Below are 14,992 nucleotides of genomic sequence, written 5' to 3' on the forward strand. Positions count from 1 at the left end.
GGTGACCTAAGTTATATTATACTTTCGTTAGTTTGTGTTCGGATATTATGTAGGATACGCCGTTAATGATGACAAAAACAGCAAGAATTTTTGCCAATGTATTGGCAGCAGTGATCGGTCTAAAGAGCATAATAAAGCCATAAAGGACAGCTAAGCTTGCAATGATGATATAGAGAATATTGGTTTTTTCCCTGTTATGCATAAAATTATAAAGAGATAAAATGGAAGTCGCTAAAAAGGCAAAGATAAAAATCCAAAGAATAATTCCTAGAGATAGTAAAGGCAACGAAAGGATTACGATGCCTATGAGTGCAGATATTATAATGCTGGCATATGGAATCGGCTTCATTTTATTGGTAACAAAAACAATGAGGGCTACAATGGCTGTCGTAAGTTGAATAAGACCAAGATATAGTGAGTATGATATGAGTGTTTCAGCAGGATGTGTCCACAAATAAATACCAAAAATGATAAAAAGTGCACCAACGATGATTCGTAATAATTTTAACATATTATCCTCTCCTTTAATCAATATCATGGATGTTGACAGGCAGTATTTTATTACTATTTTCATTTTATAGCATAATAAAAAGCGAGAATATAGGTATATATGTCTATATATGTACTAGAAAAGACTTAATGTAAAAAAGTATAGTCGAATAGACATTTACACGTATATCTTAAAGTGGTAGAATGATTTTAGCAATTTCATGTGTGTTATTAAAATTTATCTGTAGGCAAGAGTGCACATAATTATTTAGCGGAGGTAAGCCTAGATGAAGATATATCAGTTAAAATATTATATAGGTTCATTTGTGGTGTTTTTTATACTGTCTTTTTTTGTGCTATTTTTTTTAGAGCAAGAAGTACGTAAAGCCCATATTGAAGAGTTACAGAACCATGAAATCAATGTCGTCAAATTAGAAAGTGATTTTTTAGGACGAGAATTTGGTATGTTGGTTTCAGACTTAAACTATCTACATCATGCGTATAACGAACAGTTCATTGGAGGTAATAGCTTTGATGAGTTGACGAATCATTGGATTGAGTTTTCAACACATAGACGTGTCTATGATCAGATACGCTATATTGATGTTCATGGAGATGAAAAGATACGCATTAATTTTGATGGTAACCATGGATATGCAGTACCAACACAAGAACTTCAAAATAAAAGTGATCGAACGTATTTTACAGAATCTATTGGTCTTGAAGAAAACCTTGTCTATATCTCTCCGGTGGATTTAAATATAGAACAAGGACAGGTGGAAGAGCCCTATAAACCGATGATACGACTAGCGACGCCGATATACGATGATATGAAGAATGTACAAGGTGTGCTTGTATTAAACTATCTTGCAGAAAATACGTTGTTAAACTTTAGACAATTAGCAGAAAACAGTCGTGGCGAACTTATTTTAATTAATTCCGATGGATACCGATTATCTTCAGCCGATCCGATCCAGGATTGGAATTTTATGTTTGAAGAAAAAAAGGGCGACACTTTCAAAAAAGAGTATCCAAAGGAATGGGAATGGATTGAGACAAACAGTGAAGGACAGACCAATACAGACAATGGTTTGTTTACAACTATGGAAGTTGACTTGAGTCAAAAATACGCAATCAATTCAAAAAACATGACGGAGAGTGGCGTTGTATTTGGGGATGGAAACTGGCAGATCGTGTCTGTTTTTTTGCGAAATGAAGAAAATAGTGCCTATTTTAATGACAATGCGCTAATGATTATGCGTGATGTATTGAAGCAAAATATGTCCTACTTTATATTATTGGCGCTTGCCTCTGGCGTGATCGGGTTTTTAATTCACGTCAATCGAAAGACTTATCTACGTATAAAATACTATTCAGAGTATGACCCATTAACCAAAGCGTTGAATCGGCGGGCCGGAATCGCTAAACTGCAAAAACTAACTCCTGTCAGTGAGCGAAGGGATATTCAAGTTAGTTTGTGCTTTTTAGATATTAATGGATTAAAAGAAGTTAATGATACATTAGGGCATGCCATAGGAGATGAGCTGATAAAAAGTGTCTCGGATACCATTTATTCAGAAATACGCGAACAAGACTTTTTGATTCGCTTAGGTGGAGATGAATTTTTAATTGTCTTTGAAGGAATTGGTGAAGACAAAACAGAAATTATATGGAAACGTATTGTCAACTGTTATGACCAGATTAACCAAAATGAAGCAAGAAAATATAACATTAGTGTCAGTCACGGAATCGTGGTCTTTGAAGGTAAAGGTAAAACCCATTTGGATGATTTGATTAGCGAAGCCGATGAGAAAATGTATCAAGAGAAAAAGATTATCAAAGCCGGATTAAACATTATCAAAGAAATTACATAATTCTATCACAAAGTCGTCACATAAACTTTCTACACTATATATATAATCAATCAGTCAAACATATAGGATATGAAAGGAAGATGACAATGAAAAAGATAGGAAAAGTATTTGGAGTAGCATTATTGATAATGAGTTTTTTTACAGTAGCCAGTTGGGCTCAAGAAGAAAGTATTGGCTCAGCCGCAGCCTTTGAACAAGACACATTTACATTAGAGCAGATGTTGACATATGCACTTGAAGACGAAGTGATGGCAGAAGCAGAATATGCTGCGATTATCAAGGAGTTTGGTGTTGGGACGCCATTTACTAATATTATTAAGGCGGAGGTGACGCATCAAGAAGCGGTATTAAGTTTGTTTGAGGCGAGAGATATTGAAATTCCTGAATTTGAGGAAGAAGACTATATTGTGTTGCCGGATACATTGGCAGAAATATATACAGTTGGAATCCAAGCTGAGATCAATAATATTGCCATGTATGATATGTTTCTTGAACAAGATTTAGATATGGATGTACGTCAGGTTTTTGAAGCGTTGCGTAATGCTTCTCTAAATCATCAAGCAGCTTTTGAACGTGCAAGCCAACGTAGTGCAGGCATAGGATATGGGAATCGGAATCGAAAGTTTCGTTAATCTAAGAATAATATCTCGTTGAGATAACGTGACATAGTTTCTGTGTTCTGTTAAAATAAAAAAGAAATTTATTTGCAGTAAAAATAGTATAGCGAAAGAGGACAACATGGATATTGAAAGAATGCGAACACTGATGAAACGGATTATCATGATATTTATAGGAACCTTAATTTCAAGTATAAGTATCAATGGGCTATATATTCCCAATAATATTCTCTCGGGAGGATTTACAGGAATTGCTATTTTATTAAATCTTTCATTAGGATTTGACATTTCACTGAGTATCATTCTTTTAAATATTCCTATTTTCATTCTTGGGTATAAGCTGATTAATCGTGAATATATTTTTTACAGCTTGGTTGGGATGATGTCGCTCTCTCTTTGTCTGACATTGACAAAAGGAGTGTCGTTTCATTCGGACCAGATGCTAACAACCCTACTTCTAGGTGGGATCTTAAATGGAGTGGGGTTTGCCCTTGTTTTTAAGTCAGAAGGTTCTACAGGCGGCAATGACATTATTGCAAAGATTGTCCATAAGCGGTATATGTACAGTATTGCTTCCGTAGGCTTTGGATTTAACATTATTATTATTAGTTTATCGGCCATTTTTTTTGGAATTGATATTGCAATCACAACGCTAGTTGCAATGTATGTTACGTCAACGACGATTAAGTACTTGATGGAAGGATTAAACTATAAAAGGACTGTGTTTATTATTACAAGCCAAGAACATGCCGTATCAAAAGCAATTAACCGTGAGATGCGACGTGGATGCACACTTATTAAAGGGATGGGTTCATATACCAAGAAAAACACTTATGTGCTATATACGGTCATAAGTATCGGCCAACTTGGAGCACTCAAACGGATTGTTAGCGATATTGATCCGAAAGCTTTAATTAATGTAATGGAATCACATATGGTGTTTGGTAATGGTTTTCTTAATATTCATGATGAATAGGAGAAAGCAATTATGCTAGAGAGGCTTCGAAAGCAATTTGATGTGAATAAGGTTTATATTGTAACGATTATAGTCATTTGTGTAATCGTGATTTTAGCGTTTTTTTCTCCGGAGAAAACGTTGTTTTTGGTGGATAAACCTGTATATGAATTGAATACACCATGGACGGTATCTACACAACATAGGACCTATGAGGATGTAAAATTGCCCTATCGTTTTGTAAAAGATGAGCGCAGTGCCTTGTTTACAGCATCCACAAGGCTTCCAAAGGATTTGGGGCAAGGGCAGTCCCTTTTAATTAGAGCTTCGATGCAAGATATTACAGTGTATATTAATGATGAGGTTATTTTTGAGAACAAACGTGTCCGTGAAGGGCTTTTAACCTATCCAGAAGTCAGCATGTGGCATTTGATTACACTTCCAGTAGATGCACAAGGACAACAACTTAGACTTGAGTATTATAGTCAGGTGAATGTATTCCAAGGTGTCATCAATGAAGTGCGTTACGGAACCGGAGATGCATTAGTATTTGCGGTTATGGATGAACATTTGATTGGACTTATTGTAGCAGGATTTATGATGCTCATAGGGCTTATCGTTATTGTGGCTTCCTTTTTTTTAAAGAACTTAGGGGATCAGCGTTTGTTTTACCTAGGGGGCTTTTCTATTGGAACGAGTATATGGATGATATCGGAAATGCGGGTTTTGCAGTGGGTTACAGGCAACCGATTTATCCTTGGAGGTATTAGTTACTTGATGATTGCCCTGTTCCCGCTGGCATTGATTCGTTACCTTGAAGTCGCGGTTTTAAGTGCATATAAAAAAGCGATTGACCGATTTGTTCGCATCTTCTATATCCTGTTTTGGGGAACGTTAGTTCTTCAGATGTTAGGAGTCGTTCCGTTTATACAATCGGCTTTAGTGGTCAATGGAGTGATGGGCGTGAGCATTATATGGGTTGGTCTGACGCTGGTATTTGAGAGCTTTGTTAGACGTAGCCGTGTCGCAAAAAAATATTTTATGTATTATAGTGTCCTATTGATGACGGGCTTTATAGAAATTATTTTTTTCTTTAGCCAGGATTTTGATAAAATTATGCAATACAACAAAATAGGATTTGCTTTGTTTTTGACCTTTCAATTTATTGAGACAGTTCTATATGTCAAGAATCTTCTCATAATACAAAATGAGGCGAATTATCTTGAACAAATGGCCTATCAAGATGCTTTGACAAAAGCGAAAAATCGAGCAGCCTATGAAAAAGAGTTGGATAGGCTTTTACTTAAAGAAAATACAGACAATTTTCGACTGGTTCTTGCAGATATTAATCAGTTAAAAATCATTAATGATACATATGGGCACACCATGGGTGATGCGGCTATTATAGCATGTTATGAATGCCTGGTGATAGCCTTTGGTGATATGGGCTCTTGTTATCGCTTAGGTGGAGATGAGTTTGCCTGCTTGTTGATTGACATTGATCAAGAGCGTTTTATAAACGCCAAAAGGCACTTTTACCAATTGGTTGATGAAGTAAATCTAAAATGTGAATATCCGTTTAGTGTAGCTTTAGGACACGAGCTCTATCCACATACGACGTATGCAAGAGGCGAAAACTTTGGGGAGTTTTTTCATTGTGTCGATACGATGATGTATGATATGAAAGCAAAAATGAAATGTTGATATATAAATAAAAACCTTGACAAAACAGCGATTACAGATGTAATATTTAATAAAGATTACATCTGTAATCGCTGTTTTTATATGATGACATTAAAATGAGGTGAAATAATGCAAGAGAAGATATCGCCTTCAGAATGGAAGGTTATGGAAATATTGTGGCAACAACCCGGAGCATTGGCAGCAGAAATCGTTGAGGCATTAGAAGAGACAGCGTGGCAAGAAAAAACTATAAAAACACTGATTAATCGTTTGGTAAAAAAAGGGAATGTACGCTTTGAAAAAGATGGAAAGGCGTACCGCTATTTTCCGGTGACAGAGCGTGAGGTTATTCGAGCGAAGGAGAGCCAAGACTTTATTCAACGTATTTTTGGGGGATCAGTTAAAGCCTTTATGACAAATATGATAAAAGCAGAAGCCCTTAGTGAGGAAGAGATTAGTGATCTCAAACGCTTGCTGGATAGAGGAAAGGATTGATATGGAAATACTTAGAGGAATACTTGAACGCTTGTTTTATATTTCGTTGGTAAGTTCAATGATGTTTGGTATTATCGTCATAGTACGCTTGCTTTTTTTACGAAGAATTAAGGCGAAATTCATGTATTTTTTATGGATTTTATTTTTAATACGATTAATTTTTCTATGGGAGATACCCCTTCAAACCAGTATCGAAAATTATGTGCCTATCGTCTTTGAAGAATTCCAAGAATCAAGAGAAATTATTGCAAATCCACAGGTGAATCAGAAGTTAATTACATATGGAGCGCTGGAAAAAGAAGTCTATCAAAGTCCTAATTGGAGTACAAGAGTGATGGATATACTTGTATATATATGGCTGTTTGGTGTCTTTTCTATTATGTTGTTTCCATTGGTCAGTTATTTAACCTTGATGAAGGCACTTGAAGATGATGAATGTTCAACAGACCCACGCATCGATGTGTTGGCATATCGAGCGGCAAAACATGCAAAAGTTGAGCGACTGCAAATAAGGTATAGTTATTATATGGATACGCCGGCCCTTATTGGTGTCATCCATCCGATGATTATATTACCCTATGAAGTCTTAGACTATGATGATGAAGTGATCTATCAGATTCTTCTTCATGAGTTAGTCCATTTTGGCAGTCAACATCTGATTATGCAATGGGGATTTTGGATTGTCAAAGCCATATATTGGTTTAATCCTATTATATGGATCGCGCATGAATGGATGAAGATGGATGCTGAATATGCGTGTGATGATGAAGTCATCGCGATCATGGGAGAAAAAAAATACCAAAACTATGGCAATACATTAATTCAATTAGCATCTCATCAAGGAAAAAAGAATTATGCCATCCATGCTTCAGGACTTGTCAATAGTAAAAAAGAATTGTATAGAAGGATAGGACGCATCAGTAACGGCAAAAAAAACTGGCGAGGACTAGAGTATGTCACGGTAATTGTCCTTATTGTGATGCTTCCGATTTTTTTTACGGTTGAAGCCCAAAATGTGAAGATGAATGTCTGGAGAATTGAACAAGCCATGAATAAAAAAGTAAGTGTAGGTGATACACTTTCTCTTGAAGCGAAGGGGTATAGTTATGATAGTTTGACAAAGGAGTTTCGCATTGTTATGGACTATACTATTGCAAAGTGGCTTAGAGAAGAAATCGACAATAATGCATATGCGTTAAGTTTTGGGCTGATTTTTCCTGAAAGTTATAATAAACAAATTCGAGAAACAGCGGCACTAGAAAGAGTAGAGCTTAGTGAAACGATGCAATCGGGGGAACCGTTTGTGTTGACATTTAATATTGACGATTACAATCTAGAGGGGCATGGACGACCTTTGCTTGTGTTTTTAGGGTATGAATTTAGTTATAACCTTATGGAAAACGAGCAGATTCAAGTGAATCTACTTCAAGAAGAGTTCCCTATAAAGATTGAGGTGAATCAATATTTGACACTTGAAATCATAGATGCAGACATTACTCAAGATAATAGTTATGAAATCCGCTATGCTTATGAGGCGGATGCGCCAATTTTATTAGACACAGATACACCTGCATATATTAGCCTTTGGGATGAACTTTATATGTATAATTCTCAAGGAGAAGAAGTAAAAACAAGTGGAAGCTCCGGTTCAAGTAATGATAAGTATATTACAAAAACAATTCACTTGCGCGAAAGTGCTGATGTTAATACGGTGATTCTAGCAATCTATGGATATCAGATATATCAAGAGAATCATTTGCTATATGGAACAAGAAGCTATCAAGACATTCCCCAAAGGCATACATGGAGCTTACCTATTAATGAGGAGGATATAATTTATGAATAAAGATAAGGCAAAAGAGGAACTTCAAAAAAAAATTAGAAGAAATATAAAGCTTGTATTAAAAATAATTGCCATATTAATTATTGTTATAGCAGTCACGAACTTTTTTTGGCAAAAATTTCGTGAAGAGATCTATGAAGATAAAGAAAAAATCATGCAAATGAATCAGGTGCTTGTCCAAGAGGGGCTTGATAGTCTAGAAAACCTTAATACCTTGATGAAGGGATTAATCTATGAGGTTAAACCGGAAGCATATTTGCTAGAACAAAGGTTTCTGTATTATGATCAACTGCTTCGCTTAACGGAGTTTCGTTATAATTATAAAGACTATCAAATAGACACTTGGAAGCTTCGTGACATCATTTATAATGAACGTGAAGCCATTGAATATGCCCTTAACCAACAAAGACTGTCACCAGAGGCCAAAGAGGGACTTGCAAACCTTATCATATTTAATCAACATATCATTGATGATATTAATGGGATTCAAAAAGAATATATATATCAAGAAAAAGATGACGACAAAAAGAAGACGATTCAATATTTATATTTCTATGAAGGCGAATTGTTTTATCTGTTATATAATGCAATGGAAACATATAAAGCACATATTGATTTTGGATTTATTCAGTATGATGATACACAGGAGCTGATACGCGATACACATATTGATCGCGTGGCAAGTGAAGACGATTTTTATTATCTAAGTATTCTAAGTCAATGGGTTTATGGGGAAACTGTTGAATTTGCATTGAATACGCAGGAGAGTTCTTATGAAGAAGGTGAGGTAGACACAAGCCTAAAACGCTACGAGACTGTTGGTGAACCCGAGGGTAGTGTAAGTATCTACGAACATCAGACCTTGGATTATTCTAGAAATTTACGGACAGAAGATATTAAAGATAAACCGATTCTTACCCAGGATAAAGTGCGCCGATTGGCAGATGAATTTATACAACAGCTAGGGATGAAGACATTGACACTCGATAGTGCAAGAGCAAATGTAGCTGTGAAAATCGATGGAGAGTTTGTTGAAGAAGGATATTATTTTTCCTATATGATCAATGAACCACACTATTTGGACCAACAGGCAGTGATAAATCTTGGTTACCATACATCCGGTACGCTATCGACAATTAGTATAGGTGACATGCGGCTAATGGATGGGCAATATAATTCTGAGGCGATTGCCAAAGCATTTATAACAAAAGAAGAAGCACTAAAGGCGATGCCGCATGAGGCTATAGAAGACGTTACCGGGATTTGGCTGGACGTAACGGCAAATCCTGTGTATAAGGTCACTGTACATGCATATGAGCAAGAGTTTGTTTTTATTATTGATGGTATGCGTAAAGAGCTACTCCGCGTTGAATAAAAAGATGGCATATAGTATAAAATTTAAAAGTATGATATACTTTTTGGTGAAATTATTAATGCATCACGAGGAGGGCGTATGACGCGTAAAGCAAAGATTGAGGATATCGCTCAAGTGTTAGCCATCTATAATGCAAATATTGATGCGGGTACAGCTTCTTTTGAAGAAGAACCCTTTACATATGAAGAAGGTATGGAATGGTTTCTTGAACATCAAGGAAACTATCCGTTATGGGTATTTGAAAGTGAAGGTAACATCCGCGGATTTGCAACGTTATCTAGATATGGGCATCGACGCGAGACGGCATATCGATGTGCAGAAGTTTCTATATATGTCGATCAACAGGCGCAAGGACAAGGTGTCGGAAGTCGTTTGATGGACACACTTATTGAAGAAGCCAAGGCATTACCTAAGATAGATCAACTTATTTCTTTAATCACTAAAGGAAATCAAGGAAGCATTGCACTCCACGAAAAAAAAGGGTTTCGCTATATGGGGGAACTTACAAACGTGGCACAAAAATATGGTCATCGACTGGGGCTTGTATTTTATCAAAGGAATGTAGAGTAAGACAAACAATGACTAATAAAGGAGACAGTTATGGCGATGAATAATTTCCCGTCTGAGGGAGAAAAAATGCGGATTGTTCAAGAAATCGTACCTGGAAAACAGATTACATTGGCACATATTATTGCTAATCCAGATGAAGTTATCTATCAAAAGCTAGGATTAAACCCAGATATAGATTACTCAAAACTAGCTATTGGAATACTAACAATGAGCCCGGCAGAGACTGCGGTTATCGCAGGAGATGTTGCGATTAAAAATGCAAATGTAGAGCTTGGCTTTGTTGACCGATTTAGCGGAACATTAATTGTGACGGGGTTAGTGTCAGAAGTCGAAGCAGCGATGCATGCAATCGTAAACTATTGTGAAGAAAAGCTTAAATTTACCATCTGCGACGTAACGAAGACGTGATTATGGGATGAAGAAAATGAATAAACGAAAAATCATGTTAGTTGGACGAAGCGAAAGTGGTAAGACAACCCTAAAACAAGCTCTTCGAGGAGAAAAAATTCATTACCATAAAACCCAATATGTCAATCACTATGAGCAAGTCATTGATACTCCAGGAGAATATGCTCAAAACAGTAATTTAGGCGGAGCGTTGGCACTTTATTCTTATGAGGCGGATATGATAGGGCTGCTTATGAGTGCGGTGGAACCTTTTTCTCTATATCCACCAAATGTAACGGCGATGGCCAATCGTGAAGTTATTGGTATTGTAACGCAGATTGACCGAGAAGGAGCCAATATACATCAAGCTATTGAGTGGCTCAAACTAGCAGGATGCCAAAAGATTTTTCAAGTGAGTGCACATCAGCACAAAGGAATTGATGAGCTCATTGCATATATTAATAAAGTAGAATACACAGGATGATGACTAAATAGGAGGCTGTATATGTATTATTCAAATCCATTGGAAAGTTTTATGTTTGGTGGAGGATTTAGTATTATATTTTTCTTAGTTTTTTTTATTGTTATTACCATGTTTGTTGTGATCTTGGTAAAAGGAATTACTCAATGGAATAAAAATAACCATTCCCCCCGTTTGGCTGTTAAAGCAACGGTGGTCTCAAAGCGTCAAAATGTCAGTCGACATCATCATGGCAATAACCATCATACCTCTTCAAGTACATCCTATTATGTGACGTTTGAATTTGAAAGCAGAGATAGACTTGAATTGCATGTAAGTAGCCAAGAATATGGATACTTAGTTGAAGCAGATGTAGGGACACTGACGTTTCAAGGAACAAGGTATCTAGGTTTTGAAAGGAATATATAATATGTTCAGAGATTTACGTCGGAAAAAGCAACAAATGTCTATTGAACTTACGCATAAGGTTTTAAGCAATGGATCCCATGGGATTTTGGCATGTCATGGTGAGGATGGGTACCCCTATACTGTTGCACTCAACTATGTCTATACGGATGGAAAAATTTATTTTCACTCAGCTAAAGAAGGACATAAAATTGATGCGATTCAAAAAAACAGTAAGGTCGCCTTTACAGTTGTTGGCGAAGATACCATTGTGAGTGAAGAGTATACATCCTATTATCGAAGTGTTGTTGCATTTGGAAGAGCGCGAGTGGTGGAGGATGAACAAGAATGGTTTGAAGCCTTTGAAATCCTTGTAGAAAAATATGCAAAAGATCGACCAACAGATGAAAAAATGCGAACGATAAAAGGATGTAACCGAGCTTTGGTTATTGCAATTGATATTGAGCACATGACGGGAAAACAAGCAAGAGGACTAGCACATTAGTGTAATAGTCCTTTTTTATATTCGGATGGAGTCATATGCATATATTGTTTGAATTTTTTTGAGAAATATTTTTCACTTTTATAGCCGACCATTGTTGCAATATCATAGGTTTTTAATGTTGTATCTTTGAGTAAAGTACAGGCGTTTTCGATGCGGATAATATTAAGGTAATCGACATAATTGACTTCCATGACCTGCTTAAATAATTGACTTAGATATCCAGGCGAGATGTGGGCGATGGAGGCAACTTTTTCTAAGCTGATATTACTATCGTAGTTTTCTTTGATGTATTTTACACAAATATTAATGGTATTATTCGTGTGCTGACGTTTATGTATTTCTTCGTGGGTCATTTGTATTAATGAGGATGTCTTTTCAACGACCTCGTACTTTTGAGATGCACCGGTATCAGATAGAAAATTCAAAGCAAAATTATGAATATCATCACTAAGGACAAGGCTTCGCTCACTGCAAACTTGAAAGATAGAAAGTATTAGTGTATAACAATGTTGATTAAACATACCATTATGAAGAGCGGTTTCTTTTAGTGATGCGATAAAACGCTTAAAATGATAACTAACATCTTCTGGAGTGCCATTAAACAAAGCATTAATGAGTTCAGACTGTATTGTGATGGGATAATCGAGCTTTTTAAGATGATCTGAAAAGTCGAGTTGATATTGAACAATGCTTTGTTTTCCCATAAAATAGCACTGATCAAGAGCCATAGAAGCTTGTCGATAGGATGGAGCCATATTGGAAAGGGTAGCTTTGTCACGGCTGATACCTATAGAGACAGAGATATCAAACTGTTTTTTTAAATATAATTGAAGATGGCGAAACTGAGGAATGATTTCACATTGCAATTTGTTTATCTTGTCATTGCACAGTAAGATAACCTGTTGATTGTAGGTTATAATTTCACAAGGATAAGCATGCAAAAAGATTTCCTCTGCAATATTTATGATACAAAAATTAATGAGGCTCATATCTTGTCCAATAACATTTTCCTTGGTATCTAATCCAAGAATAAATACCAAAATATTCTCGGGATGGATAGATAGATTGATTGACGGGATGTGAACGGGTGGATTGCCTTCAATACATTGAATGAGGTAACGGTCTTTTAAGAGAGAATTCTTGTGCTTGACTTGGTTATATAGCTCAGCTATTTTTTGCTCTTTTGCACTTGCCGATTCAATGGAAGCAATTATTTTTAATACGGCATCCAGTATCTGGGCTGGACGGCTGGGTTTAAGCAAGTAAGATTGAACACCAAGAGCCATTGCCTGTTGAGCATAGCTAAACTCATCATAGCTAGAAAGGACAATAGCATGAAATGGCGTGTTTTGTTCTTTCAATACTTTTAACAGTTCCAAACCATCCATTTTAGGCATTCGTATGTCAACAAGAATAATATCAGGGCGAATCTCATCAATTAAACTTAAGGCTTCAATTCCGTTAGAAGCCTCTGCGCAAACCGTGATGTTATTTGCCTCCCACTGTATTACATTTTTTATCCCTTTTCTTATCTCGGGCTCGTCATCAATGATTAATAGTTTGTACATTATTATCTCCTTTGTAGGGAATCTTTAGTATAACGCGGGTTCCAGAAGGTTGGTTGGGGTGAATGGTCAATTCATAGCTTGGATAGATAAGGGACAAACGCTCCTTAATATTGTCAATAGCGTATCCGGAACTTGTTTTTTGTGTCTTGGTATCTGGTGTATATCCAACCCCGTCATCAATGATTTTAAAGATGATCTGATCATTGGATAGATAACCTTCAACACAAACTTTTCCGGGAGTATCTAGCGGCTCAATACCGTGTATAATTGCATTTTCAACAAAGGGTTGAATAATAAGTTTGGGAATCATTTGCTCTTTTATCGTATCATCAAGATGAATGGTATAATTTAGCTTATCGTTAAAGCGCATTTTTTGAAGCGTAAGATAATGTCTTACAAGTTCGAATTCCTTGGTGATCTGTATACGATCATTGCCGCGACTTAGCGATAATCTAAAAATCTGTGATAGCGAAAAGAGCATCTCAGCGATAACCTCTTGGTCATTTGACAATGCCTTCCAGTAGATGGAATCTAAAGCATTGTATAAAAAGTGTGGGTTGATTCCTGCTTGCAAAGCCTTAAGTTCGGCTTCTTTTTCTTGGAGTTTAAGAACATAGACTTCATCAATAAGCGACTTTATATTTATAACCATTTTGTTATAGCTCTCACTTAATATACCGATTTCATCGTAGGTTTTTACAGGAACACTGACACTAAAATCCCCTTCTTCAAAATGCTTCATTGATTGCAAGAGGCGTTTAATAGGGGCACTGATATAGGTGGATAAAACGAGGGATAAGGGCAATGTAATGGCAATACATGCTATAATAATAAATAGCCAAACCGTTGAATCTCTCGTATAAGATTCGGTATAATAATCTCTGTTGGTGATGGAATAGATGGTCCAATCAGTTTGTGGCAAGTGCTGATTTGAAACAATAAACTGTTTGTCGACATATTGTGTATCTTCAGTCATTGTTTGAAGCCAATCAAACTCCGTGTTTTCATTTTCATAAGATGCGCCAAAGGCATATATTTTTTCGCCGGAATCAGAGTAAATGACGATACGTTCTTGCTCGGTATTAATAATAGATGATAAACTCTTATCAATCACATCATGATTAAATGTAATGGTTAAAAATCCATGATAATAAAACTCTTTACTTAGCGGATTGACAATGACGCGAGATAGGGCAAATTTGTCAAAGGAATTATTCAGAATGATATCCTTGTTGTTGGTATCAAGCAGATGCCAATAGGGCTTACCATTAAGATTCTTACAGATGTTGTATAAATCGGTAGATTTAATCTGGCTAAACGCATTGTTATCGGTGCTTTCATCGGTATATACAAAAAATAAAGGTGCTTCACGATGTCCATAGATAATAACAGAAGAAATGTATGACTTTGAAGCGATGAGTTTATAGATGAATTTAAGGTTGTTTTGATTATATAATGTGTCAGTCTCAACTTCACGATTGGCTTCTATGACATTTTGCAGATCAGAATTAATAATCAGATAAGTGGAGATATCTCTTAGATCATCTTGAATAAACGATAGGTCGGATGCAATTTGATGAAGGGTGGTTGAGTGTTGCGTGGTAATAATATCGGTCAAACGCTGGTTATGTCGATTTTGAAAATACAAAGAAATAAAGATTGTGACCATTAGGATAATACTATAAAAAAAGAGTAAAATTTTGTTGCGAATACTTAGACGATTGATTTTATTGATTAATAATTTCATTATTTCTCCAAGCCGATTG

15 protein-coding genes are annotated in these 14,992 nt (G+C 36.1%); 12 read left to right on the forward strand and 3 right to left on the reverse strand.

The window, feature by feature from the left end; genetic code table 11:
• Positions 1-16: 16 nt before the first annotated feature.
• Positions 17-511 (reverse strand): DUF308 domain-containing protein, encoded by a 495-nt coding sequence (locus QBE53_04710; GenBank protein WZL82408.1) that lies wholly within the window; start codon positions 509-511, stop codon positions 17-19.
• A gap of 265 nt (positions 512-776) precedes the next feature.
• On the opposite strand from QBE53_04710, the gene QBE53_04715 reads away from it, so the two are divergent.
• From QBE53_04715 to QBE53_04770, 12 genes are all read left to right on the forward strand, one after another.
• The gene (locus QBE53_04715) at positions 777-2,363 is read left to right on the forward strand and encodes a diguanylate cyclase (protein ID WZL82409.1); all 1,587 of its coding nucleotides are present in this window, start codon (positions 777-779) and stop codon (positions 2,361-2,363) included.
• 86 nt (positions 2,364-2,449) lie between these two features.
• On the forward strand, positions 2,450-2,995 hold the full coding sequence (locus QBE53_04720; protein WZL82410.1) for a DUF2202 domain-containing protein: 546 nt from the start codon (positions 2,450-2,452) through the stop codon (positions 2,993-2,995).
• 106 nt (positions 2,996-3,101) lie between these two features.
• Positions 3,102-3,956, forward strand: a complete 855-nt coding sequence (locus QBE53_04725) for a YitT family protein (GenBank protein WZL82411.1) — start codon at positions 3,102-3,104, stop codon at positions 3,954-3,956.
• Between the two features lie 12 nt (positions 3,957-3,968).
• Positions 3,969-5,639: a GGDEF domain-containing protein gene (locus QBE53_04730; protein WZL82412.1), complete on the forward strand. Its 1,671-nt coding sequence runs from the start codon at positions 3,969-3,971 to the stop codon at positions 5,637-5,639.
• 108 nt (positions 5,640-5,747) lie between these two features.
• Entirely contained in the window at positions 5,748-6,113 is a 366-nt protein-coding gene (locus QBE53_04735) for a BlaI/MecI/CopY family transcriptional regulator (GenBank protein WZL82413.1), read from the forward strand.
• Between the two features lies 1 nt (position 6,114).
• Complete coding sequence (locus QBE53_04740) at positions 6,115-7,959, forward strand: M56 family metallopeptidase (protein WZL82414.1); 1,845 nt, start codon at positions 6,115-6,117, stop codon at positions 7,957-7,959.
• Positions 7,952-9,331, forward strand: a complete 1,380-nt coding sequence (locus QBE53_04745) for a hypothetical protein (GenBank protein ID WZL82415.1) — start codon at positions 7,952-7,954, stop codon at positions 9,329-9,331. The genes QBE53_04740 and QBE53_04745 overlap by 8 nt, the downstream gene beginning before the upstream one ends.
• 78 nt (positions 9,332-9,409) lie before the next feature.
• Entirely contained in the window at positions 9,410-9,901 is a 492-nt protein-coding gene (locus QBE53_04750; protein WZL82416.1) for a GNAT family N-acetyltransferase, read from the forward strand.
• A 30-nt stretch (positions 9,902-9,931) separates the two neighbouring features.
• Positions 9,932-10,309 carry a BMC domain-containing protein gene (locus QBE53_04755; protein ID WZL82417.1) on the forward strand — a complete coding sequence of 126 codons (378 nt, stop codon included), beginning with the start codon at positions 9,932-9,934 and terminating at the stop codon, positions 10,307-10,309.
• A 16-nt stretch (positions 10,310-10,325) separates the two neighbouring features.
• Positions 10,326-10,772: a EutP/PduV family microcompartment system protein gene (gene eutP, locus QBE53_04760; protein WZL82418.1), complete on the forward strand. Its 447-nt coding sequence runs from the start codon at positions 10,326-10,328 to the stop codon at positions 10,770-10,772.
• Between the two features lie 21 nt (positions 10,773-10,793).
• Entirely contained in the window at positions 10,794-11,177 is a 384-nt protein-coding gene (locus QBE53_04765) for a DUF2500 domain-containing protein (GenBank protein ID WZL82419.1), read from the forward strand.
• A 1-nt stretch (position 11,178) separates the two neighbouring features.
• Positions 11,179-11,658: a pyridoxamine 5'-phosphate oxidase family protein gene (locus QBE53_04770; protein ID WZL82420.1), complete on the forward strand. Its 480-nt coding sequence runs from the start codon at positions 11,179-11,181 to the stop codon at positions 11,656-11,658.
• Here QBE53_04770 and QBE53_04775 read toward each other — a convergent pair.
• Positions 11,655-13,226, reverse strand: coding sequence for a response regulator (locus QBE53_04775; GenBank protein ID WZL82421.1), 1,572 nt, complete (start codon positions 13,224-13,226; stop codon positions 11,655-11,657). The two genes, QBE53_04770 and QBE53_04775, sit on opposite strands and share 4 nt — an antisense overlap.
• Complete coding sequence (locus QBE53_04780; protein ID WZL82422.1) at positions 13,204-14,973, reverse strand: sensor histidine kinase; 1,770 nt, start codon at positions 14,971-14,973, stop codon at positions 13,204-13,206. Before QBE53_04780 ends, QBE53_04775 begins: the two co-directional genes overlap by 23 nt.
• Positions 14,974-14,992: the final 19 nt, after the last annotated feature.

This window comes from Vallitaleaceae bacterium 9-2 (assembly GCA_038396585.1).
GTDB lineage: Bacteria > Bacillota > Clostridia > Lachnospirales > Vallitaleaceae > UBA1351.